General features: G+C 43.2%; 14 protein-coding genes. 11 read left to right on the forward strand and 3 right to left on the reverse strand.

Annotation, left to right across the window (positions count from 1 at the left end; genetic code table 11):
• Positions 1 to 27 precede the first annotated feature (27 nt).
• The 11 genes from J2W55_RS07235 to J2W55_RS07285 all read left to right on the forward strand — a co-directional run bounded on the left by J2W55_RS07235 (position 28) and on the right by J2W55_RS07285 (position 13,334).
• Positions 28 to 1,557 (forward strand): glycoside hydrolase, encoded by a 1,530-nt coding sequence (locus J2W55_RS07235; protein WP_310093637.1) that lies wholly within the window; start codon positions 28 to 30, stop codon positions 1,555 to 1,557.
• A gap of 11 nt (positions 1,558 to 1,568) precedes the next feature.
• Positions 1,569 to 3,995: a glycoside hydrolase family 2 TIM barrel-domain containing protein gene (locus J2W55_RS07240; RefSeq protein WP_310093639.1), complete on the forward strand. Its 2,427-nt coding sequence runs from the start codon at positions 1,569 to 1,571 to the stop codon at positions 3,993 to 3,995.
• Between the two features lie 34 nt (positions 3,996 to 4,029).
• The gene (locus tag J2W55_RS07245) at positions 4,030 to 5,862 is read left to right on the forward strand and encodes a glycoside hydrolase family 35 protein (protein ID WP_310093642.1); all 1,833 of its coding nucleotides are present in this window, start codon (positions 4,030 to 4,032) and stop codon (positions 5,860 to 5,862) included.
• Positions 5,863 to 6,219: 357 nt separating this feature from the next.
• Positions 6,220 to 6,969 carry an SDR family NAD(P)-dependent oxidoreductase gene (locus tag J2W55_RS07250; protein WP_310093644.1) on the forward strand — a complete coding sequence of 250 codons (750 nt, stop codon included), beginning with the start codon at positions 6,220 to 6,222 and terminating at the stop codon, positions 6,967 to 6,969.
• A 68-nt stretch (positions 6,970 to 7,037) separates the two neighbouring features.
• Positions 7,038 to 7,619 (forward strand): TetR/AcrR family transcriptional regulator, encoded by a 582-nt coding sequence (locus J2W55_RS07255; RefSeq protein ID WP_310093646.1) that lies wholly within the window; start codon positions 7,038 to 7,040, stop codon positions 7,617 to 7,619.
• A gap of 226 nt (positions 7,620 to 7,845) precedes the next feature.
• The gene (locus tag J2W55_RS07260) at positions 7,846 to 8,829 is read left to right on the forward strand and encodes an aldo/keto reductase (RefSeq protein ID WP_310093647.1); all 984 of its coding nucleotides are present in this window, start codon (positions 7,846 to 7,848) and stop codon (positions 8,827 to 8,829) included.
• 29 nt (positions 8,830 to 8,858) lie between these two features.
• The gene (locus J2W55_RS07265) at positions 8,859 to 9,251 is read left to right on the forward strand and encodes a putative quinol monooxygenase (RefSeq protein WP_310093649.1); all 393 of its coding nucleotides are present in this window, start codon (positions 8,859 to 8,861) and stop codon (positions 9,249 to 9,251) included.
• A 9-nt stretch (positions 9,252 to 9,260) separates the two neighbouring features.
• Entirely contained in the window at positions 9,261 to 9,668 is a 408-nt protein-coding gene (locus tag J2W55_RS07270) for a (R)-mandelonitrile lyase (protein WP_310093651.1), read from the forward strand.
• Positions 9,669 to 10,030: 362 nt separating this feature from the next.
• Complete coding sequence (locus J2W55_RS07275; RefSeq protein WP_310093653.1) at positions 10,031 to 10,504, forward strand: (2Fe-2S)-binding protein; 474 nt, start codon at positions 10,031 to 10,033, stop codon at positions 10,502 to 10,504.
• Positions 10,501 to 11,142 (forward strand): cytochrome c family protein, encoded by a 642-nt coding sequence (locus J2W55_RS07280; RefSeq protein WP_310093655.1) that lies wholly within the window; start codon positions 10,501 to 10,503, stop codon positions 11,140 to 11,142. Before J2W55_RS07275 ends, J2W55_RS07280 begins: the two co-directional genes overlap by 4 nt.
• A 38-nt stretch (positions 11,143 to 11,180) precedes the next feature.
• Positions 11,181 to 13,334: a molybdopterin cofactor-binding domain-containing protein gene (locus J2W55_RS07285; protein WP_310093658.1), complete on the forward strand. Its 2,154-nt coding sequence runs from the start codon at positions 11,181 to 11,183 to the stop codon at positions 13,332 to 13,334.
• 205 nt (positions 13,335 to 13,539) lie between these two features.
• Here J2W55_RS07285 and J2W55_RS07290 read toward each other — a convergent pair whose 3' ends face one another.
• The 3 genes from J2W55_RS07290 to J2W55_RS07300 form a co-directional block, all read right to left on the reverse strand.
• Positions 13,540 to 14,685 carry a cellulase family glycosylhydrolase gene (locus J2W55_RS07290; protein WP_310093661.1) on the reverse strand — a complete coding sequence of 382 codons (1,146 nt, stop codon included), beginning with the start codon at positions 14,683 to 14,685 and terminating at the stop codon, positions 13,540 to 13,542.
• A gap of 51 nt (positions 14,686 to 14,736) precedes the next feature.
• Complete coding sequence (locus J2W55_RS07295; RefSeq protein WP_310093663.1) at positions 14,737 to 15,831, reverse strand: family 43 glycosylhydrolase; 1,095 nt, start codon at positions 15,829 to 15,831, stop codon at positions 14,737 to 14,739.
• 91 nt (positions 15,832 to 15,922) lie between these two features.
• Positions 15,923 to 17,455, reverse strand: a complete 1,533-nt coding sequence (locus J2W55_RS07300) for a RagB/SusD family nutrient uptake outer membrane protein (RefSeq protein ID WP_310093665.1) — start codon at positions 17,453 to 17,455, stop codon at positions 15,923 to 15,925.
• Positions 17,456 to 17,461: the final 6 nt, after the last annotated feature.

A 17,461-nucleotide genomic window follows, 5' to 3' on the forward strand; every position in this document is an offset into this window, starting at 1 on the left:
CTGTTTTATTTGTTGATTTAAATTACGATGATACCAAGATCTATTATAAAGAATATTTTTTTAGCAATTACCGCTTTAGGTACCAATATTTCTTTTGCAAGCGGCCAGGCTAAGGAGGTTACTATTAATATCAATTTTTCAAAAACCTATCAAACCATTAGCAACTTTGGCGCATCTGACGCGTGGTCATGTCAGTTTGTGGGAAACTGGCCCGATGATAAACGAAACAAAATTGCCGACCTGCTTTTTAGCCGTGACACCGATGCTAATGGTTCGCCAAAAGGCATAGGCTTGTCGTTATGGAGGTTTAATATCGGCGCAGGCAGTGCACAACAAGCAGATCAAAGCGGTATTAAAGACGAATGGCGCCGTGCCGAATCATTTTTAAACAATGATGGCAGCTATAACTGGCAAAACCAGGCGGGCCAGATGTGGTTTTTAAAGGCAGCCAAAAAACGTGGGGTAAACCAATTTTTAGGTTTTAGTAACAGTCCGCCTGTGCAGTTTACCATTAACGGCAAGGCTTATGCAACCGGCGGAAAAGTGAATATTGCTCCTGACAAATATAATGCCTTTGCTATATACCTGGCAAAGGTTGTAAAAGGCATTGAACACACAAGCAAAATTAAATTTGATTATATAAGCCCTATAAACGAGCCGCAGTGGGACTGGAGCGATGGTGGACAAGAAGGTTGCCCGTATAACAATACCGAAATAGCCGGCCTGGTAAGATCTATCAGTAAGGAGTTTATAAACAATAAGGTAAGTTCAAAAATCCTCGTAGGCGAGGCTGGAAGTATAAATTATTTATTTTCCCCGGGTGATAAGCCGGGCAAGGGTAACCAGATAAAAGATTTCTTTAAACCCGGATCGGCAAACTATATTGGCGATCTGCCAAGGGTTAACACCATAACGGCGCATAGCTATTTTACTACATCACCAATGGCATCGGCCATAAAAGCTCGTAAAGCACTTGCCGATAGTATTGCAGCAATAAAAGGTCTTAATTTATGGCAATCGGAGTATTGTATTTTGGGTGATAACGCAAGCGAGATAGACGGTAACAAACGCGACCTGGGCATTAACGCTGCTTTATACCTGGCTTCAGTAATTCATACTGACCTAACCGTAGCAAACGTTTCGGCCTGGCAATGGTGGACAGCCATTTCGGCCTATGATTATAAGGATGGGCTCATCTATATAGATAAAAATAAAACTGATGGTAGCTTTTACCCAAGTAAAATGCTGTGGGCCATGGGCAATTACAGCAGATTTATAACGCCCGGAGCAGTAAGGATTGATGCTGCAGTTTCGTCAGCTACAGACAAGCCACTGCTTACCTCAGCATTTATAAATGGAAAGAATTTAACTGTAGTTATTATTAATACCAATGCCGACGATGTAATTACCGGGTTTGATACCAACAATACCAAAGTTCAGTTTACCTCGTCGTACGTAACATCGCAGGCGGCCGAACTTATGGCTGCTAAAATAACGGGCATAAAAAACCTTGTCCCGGCCCGCTCCATCGTTACATTGACAGGTATCATTAAATAATGGTTATCTTGATGAAAAATAAAATCCACCTTCTTTTTTTTATCAGCACCATGTTGCTGCCTTGCCTGCTAAAAGCGCAAAATACTGGCAAACCCGCTTTATTTAATTCATCGTGGAATTTTCATAAAGGCGACATTGATAAAGGTATCAGCGGCATTGCTGCCGAAACTCAGTGGAAATCAATTGATCTGCCGCATGACTGGAGTATTGAAGGCCCGTTTAGCAATGAATGGGCAAGTGCTACGGGCTATTTACCCGGAGGCATAGGCTGGTATAAAAAAAGCTTCGTCGGTAATAGCAATTGGAAGGGAAAACAGGTATACATTTATTTTGACGGTGTATATAAAAACAGCGAGGTATGGATAAATGGTCATTACTTAGGTAAAAGGCCCAATGGTTTTATCTCCTTTCAGTATGAGCTTAGCCCCTATTTAAACTTAAAAGGAAATAACACAATAGCTGTTAAAGTTGATCACAGCGAATTTGCGGATTCAAGATGGTATACCGGCTCGGGCATTTATCGTAATGTTTACCTTGTTGTTAAAGATCCCGTACATATTAACTTGTGGGATGTGGCATTCTCCACGTCTGAGGTTTCGACAGATAAGGCGACTGCAAAAGTTAAAGTGAACATTACCAATAGTATTGTTAAGAATTCTAATATCACAGTAAAGATAAATTTGCTTAGTGAGAATAAGATAGTTGCATCTCAGCAAAAACAGTTAAATATAAAGACCGGTACACAGGAAGTTGAATTTGAACAAAAGGTAACCTCGCCTAAGTTGTGGGATACCGAAACCCCAAACCTTTATAAACTACGGGTTACGCTTAGCCGCAATGGCAAACAAATTGACGAGGTAGCGCAAGCCGTAGGTATCCGCAGCATCCGTTTTGATAAGGATAAGGGCTTCTTTTTAAACGATAAAAATACTAAACTCAAGGGCGTTTGTATCCATGACGATGCGGGCGCGCTGGGTGTGGCCGTTCCGCAGGAGGTTTGGGTGCGTCGTTTAAAGATATTGAAAGATGCCGGGGTTAATTCACTAAGACTGAGCCATAATCCACATGCCGATTATTTGTATGACCTGTGTGATAAAATGGGATTTTTGGTAATGGATGAGGCATTTGATGAATGGGAAGTGGGCAAAAACAAATGGGTAGCCGGCTGGAATGTGGGTACCCCCTCCAAGAACGGCTATCACGAATATTTTAAAGAATGGGCAAACCGGGATATCAGCGATATGGTATTGCGGGCGCGTAACCATCCTTCAATCATTATGTGGAGCATTGGTAATGAAATAGATTATCCTAATGACCCTTATACACATGAGGTATTAAATACCGGCCGTAATCCACAGATATATGGGAAAGGCTACCTCCCTGATCACCCTGCAGCCAGTGAACTCACCCCAATTGCAAAACAACTGGTTACAGCGGTTAAAGCTATTGATCAAACCCGGCCGGTAACTGCCGCATTAGCAGGTGCTGTAATGTCAAATGAAGTGGGCTATCCGGATGTACTGGATGTTGTGGGCTATAATTATCAGGAGTATCGCTATCCCGAAGACCATAAAAAATACCCCAACCGTATAATTTATGGCAGCGAAAACGGCATGCAGCAACGTGCCTGGAACGCGGTTGACAGTAACGAGTACATCTGGGCCCAATACCTGTGGACAGGAATTGACTACCTTGGCGAAGCCGGTAAATGGCCCCAGCGAAGCAACGGAGCCGGTCTTATTGACCTGGCCGGTTTCAAAAAACCTGAATATTTTTTCAGGCAAAGCCTTTGGGCGGCAAAGCCTATGATTTATATAGGCGCCCGTGAAATTACAACAGCTGATGATAAAGGCATGTGGAGCCACCGAACAGCCGAACCGGTTTGGAACTGGCAGGCAGGCAGTAAAATAAAAGTAGATTGCTTTACCAATTGCCAGGAAGCAGAATTGTTTTTAAATGGCAAATCGCTGGGTAAACAGTTACGCGCCTCTGCAAAGGAGCGGATGCCTTCATGGGAAGTGGATTACCAGCCCGGCGAACTTGTAGTTAAAGGATATAATAACGGAATTGAAGCATGCAGCAATTCCATAAGAACAGCCGGGCAAGCTTACCAGCTAAATACAATAACTGATAAAACGTCATTTGCAACTAACACAAAGGGCTTGAGCCAGATTGAAGTATACATTACCGATAAAGACGGCAATCCTGTATTTACCGCCGATAACGAGGTAAGCGTATCCATAACCGGCCCGGCCAAATTGTTGGGTCTGGAAAACGGCAGTAACAGCAGTCATGAAAGCTACCAGGCCAGCCAAAGGAAAGCGTTGCACGGGCGTTTACTGGCTTATGTACAGGTTACCGGCAAAGCCGGTAAAGTACAGATAAAATTCAGCGCCGATAAGCTTAAACCGTCAGTCATAACATTAACAGTAAAATAACCATTATCCCGCAAAAATTATATCAATTCAATTTATGAAAATTATAAAACTATTAACCCTCTTTGTTGCCCTTTTTATATATACGGAACTACATGCTCAAAATGTTCAGCATACTTTTGCCCTCAGTGACACTGCGTTTTTGCTCGACAACAAGCCTTTTCAAATTATATCGGGCGAAATGCACTATACACGTGTGCCCCGCGAAGCATGGCGGCAAAGGCTGAAAATGGCTAAAGCTATGGGGCTTAATACCATTGGCACCTATGTATTTTGGAATGTTCACGAACCACAAAAAGGGCACTTTGATTTTACGGGCAATAATGACATTGCAGCCTTTGTAAAAATTGCGAGAGAGGAAGGTTTGTGGGTTATTTTACGCCCGAGCCCTTATGTTTGTGCAGAATGGGAGTTTGGAGGCTACCCTTACTGGCTCGAAAAAGAGAAGGGATTGGTGGTACGTAGTAAAGAGCCGCAGTATTTAAAGGAGTACGAACTGTATATAAAAGAAGTAGGAAAACAACTGGCACCTCTTCAAATAAATCATGGCGGCAATATATTGATGGTTCAAATTGAAAATGAATATGGCTCATATTCCAACGACAAAGATTACCTGGCCCTAAACCGCAAAATGTTTATTGCTGCCGGCTTTGACGGGCAATTATACACCTGCGATCCGGAGCCGGCTATAAAAGACGGGCATTTGCCTGGCCTGCTGCCGGCTATTAACGGAGTAGACGATGTAAGCAAGGTTAAAAAACTGATCAAAGAAAACCATGATGGTAAAGGGCCATTCTTTATTGCCGAGTGGTACCCTGCATGGTTTGACTGGTGGGAAACCAAACATCACACTGTACCGGCAGAAAAATATCTTCCTAAATTAGATTCGGTGCTGGGCGCCGGCCTTTCTATCAACATGTATATGTTTCACGGCGGAACTACCCGCGGCTTTATGAACGGAGCCAACTATAATGACAGTAGTCCGTTTGAGCCGCAAATAAGCAGTTATGATTATGACGCCCCGCTTGACGAAGCCGGCAACGCCACCGATAAATACATGAAATTCAGGGAAGTGATCAGGAAACACCTTCCTCCGTCACAAACCCTGCCCGAAGTTCCCGCCGCTAAAGCAGCTATGGAACTTCCCGCGATCAAGCTTTTACAATCGACCAGCTTGTTTAACGTACTGCCGGCTCCAAAGCTTAATAAAACGCCGCTTACATTTGAAGACGTTAACCAGGCCTATGGCTTTGTTTTGTACCGTACAACAATTAATAACTCCAAAAAAGGATTACTTAAGATCAACGGCTTGCGTGATTACGGCATTGTATTTATTGACGGCAAACGTATAGGCGTATTAGACAGGAGGCTGAAACAGGATAGTCTTTTTATTAACGTATCAAAAAACAAAGTACAACTTGATATACTGGTAGAAAACCTGGGCAGGATCAATTTTGGACCATATCTTTTGCAAAACACAAAAGGTATAACTGATAAAGTTTTATTTGACGGTATCGAATTAAAAAACTGGCAAATGTTTAGTTTACCCTTTGATGATATCAATAAAATAACATACCAGCCCGGTAAATCTCTGGAAAATGTACCTGCTATTAAAACCGGACACTTTAAATTAGATACCCTCGCAGATACTTATCTGGATATGAGTAAATGGGGAAAAGGTGTGATTTGGGTTAATGGGCATAACCTGGGGCGTTACTGGAATATTGGCCCTCAGCAAACTATATATCTGCCTGCAGAATGGCTAAAACACGGCGATAATAAAATTGAAGTTCTTGAACTTATTAAACCGGAACAAAATATTATATCTGGTTTAAAAAAACCTATCCTGGATAGTTTACAACAGGAGTAAATAGCCCTTGAAAAATCCGCTGCCATTACAACAGGCAGCGGATTTTCATTTTCAATGTTGTAAAAATCTTATCCAACATTACAGATCGGGTTGCATGTGCAGCATATGTAATGATATCCCCTTTCAGAACTATGGTCATTCAACCCGAATAAGGCTTAGTAAAATCATATTCGCTTTCCTCTCACCTAAGTGATCTATCGTATCAGTTACTAAGTATTTCATACTTAGATGCTGTTTAAGCAAGCCGTTCTATTGTCATTAAAACATAATATTTCACATATATCGGAACGATTGTTCCGATATGATATATATTTGCGGAACGATTATTCCAAATATAAAAAATTAATCATTTCGAAAATGAAAAAATTAGAAAATAAAGTAGCAGTTATCACTGGGGCATCAAAAGGTATTGGTGCAGGTATAGCCAAAAGCCTGGCAGAAGCCGGAGCTTCTGTAGTAGTTAATTACGCGTCTGCAAAGGCTGGTGCTGATAAAGTGGTAGAAGATATTGTTGCCAACGGAGGTAAAGCTATAGCTGTACAGGGAGATGTTTCCAAAGCAGATGATATTAGCCGTTTGTTCGAAGAAACCAGCAAGGCCTTTGGCGCAGTTGACATCCTGGTTAACAATGCCGGTGTTTACAAATTCGGTGCGATTGATCAAATTACTGAAGAAGATTTTCATAGCCAGTTTAACACTAATGTGCTTGGCTTATTGCTTACCACACAGGGTGCGTTGAAAAACTTTAATGAAAACGGAGGCAGCATTATTAACATTGGTTCTGTGGTAAGTAACATTGCTCCTATTGGCAGCTCTATTTATACTGCAACAAAAGGTGCGGTTGATGCAATTACCCTTGTATTGTCTAAAGAACTGGGACCTAAAAAGATCCGGGTTAACTCAATCAATCCGGGCATGGTAGAAACCGAAGGAACGCACACAGCCGGCTTCATCGGTAGCGATTTCCAGGCAGAAACTGAACGCACTGCTCCCCTGGGTCGCATAGCACAACCAGAAGATATCGCTCTGGTGGCTGTTTTCCTGGCTTCTGAAGATTCCCGCTGGTTAACCGGAGAAGCCCTGCTGGCAAGTGGCGGTGTACGATAACTAACTGCGTTTTAATAAATTATTTAAATTGAATAGCTTTGCCTTATATAGCAAAGCTATTCCTGGTTATGGCAAGGACTAAAGATTTTGATGAAAATGAAGTACTGAACAAGGCTGTTAACCTTTTTTGGTTAAAAGGGTATAATGGTACCTCAATGCAGGACCTTGTAGATGGGCTGGGTATTAGCCGGTCAAGTCTTTATGATACTTACGGGGATAAACACACCCTGTTTATCAAAGCTTTGGAGAGTTATCAAAGTACCGCATCGGGCAAAATTTGCCAGATTATCAGCAGTGTTTTGCCGGCCAAAGAAACAATTAAACAAATACTGGAGTATATTTCCAGCGGATTGCTGAATGACCAGACCCATAAAGGCTGTTTTATGGTGAATGCCGAAGTTGAAGTAGCCCCGCACGACCGCCAGGTGAACGAAATGATCTGCCAGAATGACCAACAGGTTGAAGACGCCTTTTACCTCGTTATCAAAAAAGGTCAGGACACCGGCGAGATCACCAATCCACAGGATGCCCGGGCGCTTGCCCGCTTTACTTTCAACACCGTAAAAGGAATGCGGGTAACAGCCAAATCAACCAATGATAAAGCTGTTTTTGATGACATTATTAAATTGGCTATGTCTGTATTGGATTAATTAGCAATTAATTGATGCTCTAATTCGTTACTTATCTTTAAACTCTTAGCCTGAGTTAACGCCTCCTTTCTTAAGCTTGTGTTCTATCATATTTTTTTTTATTCCTGCCGAAACCAACCAATCAGTGATATTGGTAGTTAATACAGTAATACATATAACAATCTGATAAAAAATAGGCCTCACCTTTGTATTGTAACAGATAAATCTTCTAATAACCAATATAAACATGAAAAAAAGAACTTTGGGAAAAAGCGGACTGGAAGTATCTGCTTTAGGACTGGGCTGTATGGGGTTAAGCTTCGGCTATGGCCCGGCTACAGAAACAAATGAGGCAATAAAACTGCTTCATGCGGCTGTGGAACAGGGTGTTACTTTTTTTGATAGCGCCGAAGCATACGGTCCTTTTAAAAATGAGGAATTGTTAGGCGAGGCGCTTGCGCCTTATCGTGATCAGATTGTTATCGCGACCAAATTCGGTTTTCTGGACGGCGACCCAACGAAAGGTGTGGACAGTCGGCCTGAACGCATCAGGCAAGTTGCCGAGGAGTCATTAAAAAGACTAAAAACAGATCATATCGACCTTTTTTATCAACACCGTGTTGATCCTAAAGTACCAATGGAAGATGTAGCAGGAACGGTTAAAGACCTGATCAGCGAAGGGAAGGTAAAACACTTTGGCATGTCAGAAGCAGGCGCGCAATCTATTCGTAAAGCCCACGCCGTACAGCCTGTCGCCGCCCTGCAAAGTGAATATTCCCTTTGGTGGCGCGAACCGGAAAACGAGATCTTGCCTACATTGGAAGAATTGGGGATCGGCTTCGTTCCTTTTAGTCCCCTGGGCAAAGGCTTTCTGACAGGGGCCATCGATAAAAATACGACGTTCGACAAAACCGATTTTAGAAATATTGTACCACGTTTCTCCGCTGAAGCGAGATCGGCTAACCAGGTAATGGTAAACTTGCTAACCAGTATAGCCGAACAAAAACAGGCTACTCCTGCCCAGATTGCGTTGGCATGGCTTTTGGCGCAAAAACCATGGATAGTGCCCATTCCCGGAACTACCAAATTACACCGTTTAAAAGAAAACCTGGGTGCTGTTGACATTGAACTAACAACTGATGACCTTGCACAGATAACGGATGCCGCTTCTCAAATCAAAATAGAAGGCGCCCGCTATCCCGAACATTTACAGAAACTGGTTGGAACATGATCCTAAACAATATGAAGCCGTATAAATTTATGAAAAAGACACTTTTTCTAACTATCGCTATTACCATGTTTGCCATGGTACAAAGTTTTGCACAGGATAAAAAACAAATGATACGGATTGCCCGGATAGAAATTGATCCTGCACAATTAGAAAACTATAAAGCTGCAGTAAAAGAAGTTGGAGAAACCTCTTTACGGGCAGAGCCGGGCGTACTTATGCTTTTCTCTGTCACAGATAAAACCAGGCCCAACCATATAACGGTTATGGAAATCTACGCAGACAGCGCAGCATATGCGGCGCATCGTGAAACCGCTCATTTTAAAAAGTACAAGGAAGTAACCAAAAGTATGGTCAGGTCGCTTGAATTGACCGAGGTTGAGCCCATTTTTGCCGGCATAAAGCCAGGCGTTTTGCATCAATAAAAAACAATCATGAATACATCAGACCAAAACACTATTTTCCCTCAAGGCAATCAAGGACCGGCTGATTATTTTACCGGCACAGCCTGGGTTAACATTTTAGTACCTGCAGACGAAACAGGAACATACAGCGTGGGCAATGTGGTTTTTGAACCTGGCTGCCGCAACAACTGGCATACACACGCCACCGGTCAAATCTTACTGGTTACAGATGGCCGGGGTTATTACCAGAAACGTGGCGAGCAAGCAAGGCAACTCACCAAAGGAGACGTAGTTGTTATACCATCAAATGTTGAACACTGGCATGGTGCAGCCAGCGACGGCAGCCTTACCCATATCGTAATTACCAATAACTCACCAGGGGGGCCGGTGAATTGGTTAGAACCGGTTACGGACGAGGAATATCATTCAGTTCAATAATTATTATCATTATAAGTTTACCCAAGTTGTATTCCTTTAACATAAATCAGTAATATAGGTAAGTAAAACAGAATCTGTATAACAACATTTTAAAGCGCAGTACCGATTTTTGTTTAATCGCGAAACCTATTGAGCAGGAAAGCCATCAAAATTTCAGTTTCTCTTCTGCTTTTTTAGTTAAGGCTATTGAGCAGCAGCCAATTGTAATTTACACGCGTTAGTGCCTGATATGACTGGCAATATTCCTGTGAAGTTATCAGTAGCAAATAGTATATTTAAATACCGGATAATTAGTATCAAATTTAAACCCGGAAGCTGCAAGAATCTATAATTGAACAATATACGGTAACGATGCACGAAGTATGATCTCTTTAAATGTTAACCAAAAGGACTATCGTATTGATGCCGATCCTAATATGCCTTTATTATGGGTAATAAGGGATATCATCGGCCTTACTGGTACTAAGTATGGCTGCGGCGTAGCTCAGTGTGGCGCCTGTACCATCCATCTTAATGGCGAAGCAGTACGCTCATGCGTTACCAAACTTAGCCGCGCTGATGGTCAAAAGATTACAACGATCGAAGGTCTGTCAAACAATAATGACCACCCGGCACAGATTGCATGGAACCAGGAAAACGTTCCTCAATGCGGCTATTGTCATTCCGGTCAGATCATGTCTGCAGCTGTTCTTTTACGTGAAAACCCTGATCCCACAGATGCTGATATTGACAGCGCTATGGCCGGAAATATCTGCCGGTGCGGAACCTACCAGCGTATCCGTAAAGCTATCCACACAGCTGCGGCTCTTCAGAGAAAGGAAGGGGCGAGCAAATGAAAAATACATTCGTAAACCAAAGAAGATACTTAGTGCCCGTTAAAGCTTTTATTACTATTGGAGCAATTGCAACGATGGTTAGCATTATGGCATTTGGTTTTGATGAACCGGATGCTCTGGAAAACAATTCCGTTGTAATAAAAAAAGATAGTGTTACTTCTGTCAAAGCTTTTAAAAAGGTGTATGCTGTATTGATGAGCGCGCGCTGCATGAACTGCCACCCGTCTGGAAATATACCCTTACAGGGCGATGACAGCCACTTGCATACCATGTCGCCGCAACGTGGTGTTGATGGCAAAGGTGTTTACGCTATGAAATGTTCTAATTGCCACCAGCCAACCAATACACCTGGTTTACATGCCCCTCCGGGAAACCCCAACTGGCATTTGCCACCGGCCAACATGAAGATGGTCTTTCAGGGCAAAACACCGCGCCAGTTGGCACAGCAACTTGTTGATTTGAAACGAAACGGCAACAAAGACATAAAGAAACTGATAGCACATGCTGATGACGGCCTTGTATTAGCAGCATGGAACCCCGGCGAAGGACGGACGCTGCCGCCGATGAGCCATGCTGCTTTCAAAAAAGCCTGGATAACGTGGCTTACCACAGGTGCTTATGCACCAAAAGGTAAATAAGTACAGGCAACACAATTGATCACTCAAACCCGTTTACCATGAGTACAAATAATATTTCCAGAAGGAATTTTTTAAGGGCTACCGGCATTACGGGGGCCGCGTTATGTTTGGGCTTTTCTTTTTCATCAAATGGGAAGGAACCAGAAGTAATTGGCGCCGCCATAGCCGACGGGGTCATTGAACTCAATGCCTGGATCAGGATAGATACTGATGGTAAAGTTACTCTTGTGGACCACCGGGCCGAAATGGGCCAGGGTTCTTACCAATCTGTTCCGCAGATACTTGCAGAAGAACTGGAAGTAAATCTTAATGACGTAAATATTGTATTTGCACCTGGTAATAAAGAAAAATACGGCAACCAGATCACCGGGGGCAGCTCTACTATCCGTGGGTCTTATAAGAATCTGTTAAAACTTGGCGCCACCGCGCGTAACATGTTGATAACCGCAGCCGCAGCCAAATGGGGAGCTCCGGCTACAGAATGCTATGCCGAGTCGGGCAATGTTATTCACCGTCCATCGGGTAAAAAGTTTCATTATGGCGAACTGGTTGCAGACGCTTCAAAATTGGAACCGCCTAAAGATGTAACACTAAAGCAAAAATCTGAATATAAACTGATCCGCAAACCGCTTCACCGGCAAGATACCCCTTTGAAAACCAATGGCACAGCCGGCTTTGGTTTAGATAAAAAGTTGCCAGGAATGATGTATGCCGCCGTTGTGCGCAACCCGCGTTTACGAGGTAAGGTTAAAAGTTTTGATGACACAGCTGCACTAAAGGTACCTGGTGTAAAACGCGTTTTTAAAGTAAGGATGGGTGTTTTCAAAACATTTCGGGAAGGTGTAGCCGTTGTAGCCGACTCCACCTGGGCTGCCTTACAGGGAAAAAAAGCTTTGCGCGTAGAATGGGACGATACCGGTTTTGAGCATTTGGATAGCGCGGAGATATTTAAGCGCCAGCAAGAGAAACTTCATACTGAGGATGGCCTGATATTAAAAAAGGTAGGAGATCCTGATGCCATACTGCAGAATGCCGTAAATAAACTGGATGTTGTTTACCAAACGCCCTACCAGTCACATAGTGCTATGGAGCCTGTAAATTGTGTAGCGCATTATCAGCAGGATAAACTGGAGATATGGGGGCCTATACAGGCTCCTGAATGGGTACAAGAATATATAAGCGAGCAATTAGGCTGGCCAAAGGAAAAAGTAACGGTTAACATGACCTTTCTTGGTGGCGGTTTCGGCAGAAAAGCCTTTATGGATTACCCACATGAGGCAGCTATGATTTCTAAAGAGATAGCTGCTCCGGTGCAGGTTATATGGACAAGAGAGGATGATGCCACGCAAGGGCCGTATCGCCCGGGAATAACATACCGTTGCCAGGGCGTAATTAAGGATGGCAATATCAGCGCGGCCAAATTTGCAATGGCCGGCCAAAATAATGATCACTGGCGCAGCGGAAAAACAAACCAGGCCAATCGCAGCACTTCAGAAGGTTTTTTAAAGCCTTACTTTGATACCATTAAAAATATCAGCTTTGCCGAAGTGCAGTTTGAAACGCCTATTCCAACAATGTGGTGGCGCTCGGTATACGCCTCCACAAACGGTTTTGCTTATGAAAGCTTTTTAGATGAACTGGCACACGCCGCGGGTAAAGATCCGTTAGACCTGAGACGACAATACCTTAACGATGAACGATGCCAGCGCCTTATCGATAAAATGGAGGAGGTATCCGGATGGAAAAGCAGGAAGAAAAACGAGGGTTATGGCTGCGCTATAACAGAATGCTTTTCAAGCACTGTAGGTCAGATTGTAAAGGTTTCGAGAAACACGGATGGGAAAATCAGGATAGATAAAGTGTGGGCGGTTATGGATTGCGGCTGGTACGTAAATCCGGATATTATAAAAGCGCAGGTAGAAGGAAGCATTGTTATGGCGTTGGGCGCCGCAACAATTCACGAGATCACTTTTAAAGACGGCCTGGTGGAACAACGAAACTTTTATGATTATAAGATGCCCAGAATAAATGACATCCCCCCAACGGAAGTGTATATTATGGAAAACGATGCAGACGCAGGCGGAGTTGGCGAACCTGGTTTGCCTGCATTTGCACCGGCACTTACAAACGCCATATTTGATTTAACTGGCAAACGGATCAGGAAACTGCCATTTGATATCGCCGCAGTTTAAATTGATAAGATAATTTTTGAGAACCCCTAAATAGTAAATGCATTTAACGATGCATAACACCGGATAAAGTGCCAAATGCACTAATTTCTTCTTTGAGCTAATAATTTTTCCTGGTTTTTCGCTAAAGCAGCCATTCCATTTTTTCCGGTAACATAAAAAGCGCCATAACAATAATTACGACGCTTTTATCTTATAACGTTTTGCTTTATCTTTTTCCGTTAACTTCTTCGGTATATTTCCTTATAAGGTCTGTTTCGTCTTTTTTGTATGGCGTACCATCGGTATTAAAAATGTCATGAAACCATAGTGGTGGCGCAGCTGTATACGTTTTAGTCCAGCTATCCCATGGGTATATTGTTTGTGTTTTCCCATTTACAAAACCCCAGTTATACATGCCAACATGATATTTTTTTGCAATAGGCAAAAACGTGGCGAAAGTACTGCCATTGGGGCGGGCCATATACTCTGTACATATAATTGGTTTACCATAACGTTGTAATTGTACAATTCGTTTTTCAAATTCATCAGCTTTGTCATAATTATGGAAGGTAATTACGTCTGATTGTGATAATTGTAATTTTTCAATAGGTTTTAATGTTGTAGAGTCTGACCAATTACCCACCCAAATGCCTGATGTTACCGGTTGCGACGGATGAGCCGAACGCACCCATTCAAATGATTTTTTCAGCAGCGGAATTACCAGATCAACCTTGTTTTTCAATTCTACCTTTTCATATGACGGGCCGGTCATGTTATCGGGTTCGTTCCAAACATCCCAGGCCAAAACCCTGTCATCGGCAGCAAAATGAGCTACCACTCTTTTTATGTAATGCTCAAGCCTTGGCCTTTGTGTTGTATCTTTCAACGCCAATTGCCCCGGGCTTTGCACCCATCCCGAATTGTGCGTAAATGGTTTTGGCGCACGTTGCTTTCCTGTAACGGGAAACGGATCCCAGCATGAATCAAATATTACCAGCATTGGCTTTATTTTATGTTTGTTGGCTATTTGTAAAAATTTGTCAACCCGATTGATAAACCCTGCTGAATCTTCCTCAAAAGCAAGGTCATGCAAAAAAACACGCATGGTGTTCATACCTATCGACTGTCCAAGCGCCAGTTCCTTATCTATAGTAAGCGTATCAAAACTATCCGCCTGCCACATCTCTAACTGATTGATAGCCGTACTGGGCATAAAATTAGCTCCTACAAGCCATGGTTGTTTTTTGTACCAGTTATTTGCCTGTTCTTTGGTCCAAACCGCACGGTCGGCGGTAGCATTCTTAGCGTTCTCTGTGCAAGCACTAAACAGTACAGTACACCATAGCAGTGAAAATAATAAGCGTAATTTCATAATTTTATAATGTGTTCAATTTTGATGTGCTGATTGATATTAAGTTTGACCTTAATTAAAAACGGGAGCTTGCTGCGCAGTAACCGACGGTGTTGCATCTTTTATTTCGGGCCAGCCATTATTCCAGGTTAGCTTATCAAGCATAAGTACCCTGCGGTTGGCGCCTGTTGGTACAGTTGGGTTTCCGCTTTCAATAGCATGGTATAAAAACCAGTCTGTTCCGGCGTCATCCCTCATAATAGGGGCATTATGACCCGGGCCGGCAAATCTATCATTCCGCTTAATAAGCAGTGTACCACTCCCCCTCACCGTGAGTTTGTTGCCGTCCTTGTCTAAATAAGGTCCAAGCAAATTGGCAGACCGCCCTACCCTAACCTGGTATATGCTTGCGGCACCGTCGCAGCAGTTGTTTTTTGATCCGAAGAAATAATAGTAATCGCCCCTTTTGTAGATCATTACGCCTTCAAAATCACCGGCCGCAATGTTTGTCTTTTTTGTGAGATCAGGCACCGATTTACCATCAGCTGCAAGTTCAACCGCCCAGGTTCCGTTATGGTCCTTGTCGCTGTAGCTACCATAAAACAAATACTTTTTACCACCTTCTGATATATAAAACGGGTCAATTGCGGCAGGTGTGCCAATTTCTGCTGTGGTAAACAATTTACCTGCGTCAACAAACGGGCCTTCAGCCTTATCCGCAATAGCAAGCCCTATTCCCGGATTAGCATCCGCCCATACCGAGTAAGAGTAATACATATAAAATTTACCATCTATGTAGTTTACATCCGGTGCCCAGATGCCACCATTAGCTTTCCAGTTGGGTTTAGTGACAAAGGCATCGTTTACATATATCCAGTCTTTTAAGTTTTTTGATTTAACTACGGCAACAAGATGGCTTCCATTACCATCGCCCCAGTTATCCTCTGTTCCATAACCATAAAACATACCTGTTTTGGGATCTTTTATAATAGATGGATCGGCCAGTATCGGTGTAAAAACAGGATTAATGTATTCGCCCTTTGCTATTGGAAGCGTGGGTGGTTTTACAGGCTGAGTAACACCTTGCTGCGCCGAGCAGGAAGAAAGAATAGTTATTGACAGCCCTAACGCCAGGCAGCATTTTACTTTATAAATATTAATCATCATTAAGAAGCGGTAAGTGCGTTTTAAAGGTTATTAAACGGGCGGTAAACAGCGACTCTGCCTATCGCCCGTTTTAACAAACAGCGGCAACAAATTAATAACCGGGGTTTTGTTTAAGATTTGTATTGTTCTGCACCTCTACCTGAGGCAATGGCAGTCTGATAGTTTTGCCAACCACAAAGTTTTTAAAGTCAGGGTCACGGGCGGCAACTTTATCTACGGCGCCCTGGCTATCCAAATCACCCCAACGTTTTAAGTCGGCCCACCGTACACTTTCACCGCAAAGCTCCAATGCTCGTTCCACTTTTAAACGTTCCCTAAACAGTGTTTTATCGGTACCGATCGCCGGATAGGCGGTCGCCAGCTCTGCCATTTTTGAACGTGCCCTTACCCGGTTCACGTATTGATAAGCATCAGCGGTTTGACCAAGCTCATTCAGGGTTTCGGCATACATCAATAACACATCGGCATAACGAATAACCCGATTATTTACCTGGCTAAAATAATCTTCGTTGGTACGGTAATAATCGCGCGAGTATTTTTTAAACCAGCACTCATCAGCGTTCCATTGCCAGCTGCGGCCGTAGGTTTTATCGCCGAAATCTTTTTCCAGATCAGGGTAAAACAAAGTATAACGCAGGCGCGGGTCAATTCCGCCATCTATGGTCTTCTCGGTTTTAAATGCTGATACTAACCAGAAACGTGCCTGACCGTCAGACCAGCCAATGCTTCTTGGTGCAAAAAACTGCGGGCGGCTAATACCCATACTGGAATTGGGGCCATCGCCTTCGGCGGTTTTGTTGGCGTCAGAAAACTGTATTTCAAATACCGATTCTTTATTATTTTCATTATCGGCACGGAAGTTTGCTTTATAGTCAACCAAATCATAATTGGCCTTTCCCGCGCCTGTTACTAAATAGTCAAGCGCGGTTTTTGCTTCAGTCCATTTGTGCTGTTGCATAAGCGCTTTGGCCAATAGAGCCTGCGCGGCTCCCTTAGTTGGGCGACCAAGATCTGTTGCCGAAGCGTATTGACCCGGTAAAGCGGCGGCTGCTTCTGTCAAATCTTTTTCAACCTGAGCCCACACCTGGGCAAGCGTACCTGCAGGCGGCAGGTCTGTGGGAGTTTGCGGTGTAGTAATTACCGGTACATTTTCCCAAAGTATGGCGGCATAGTAATAATAAAATGCACGTAAAAACTTGGCCTGTGCCAAAATCTGCTCTTTTTTTGAAGCATCCTGAAAAGGGATATTCGGAACATTGGCCAATACCTGGTTACACCTAAAGATTGCTTTATAGGTGTCGCGGTAAGTATTTACGTTGCCTTCCCAAAAGTTATAGTTGATATATTGGAAACGCGTCCAGTCGCCAAGCTCAATCCAGGGGCTGTTACTAAACCCTTCATCAGATGTAAGGTCGAGCCTGAAATACATCCAGCGGCCCCACCCGCCCGGCTGGTAAAACATGTGATAAACTGCAGTTAAACCCTTTTGCGCATCGTTTTCTGTTTTCCAGAAAGCTTCAAGCGACAGGGTATTTGGGTTGTTTTGATCAAGCAATGATTTTTTGCAAGATGTGGCAACACATAAAACAACCAGGAATGTTATTTTTAAAATATTACGTTTCATAATGTC

The organism is Mucilaginibacter pocheonensis (genome assembly GCF_031456535.1).
Taxonomy (GTDB): Bacteria; Bacteroidota; Bacteroidia; order Sphingobacteriales; family Sphingobacteriaceae; genus Mucilaginibacter; species Mucilaginibacter pocheonensis.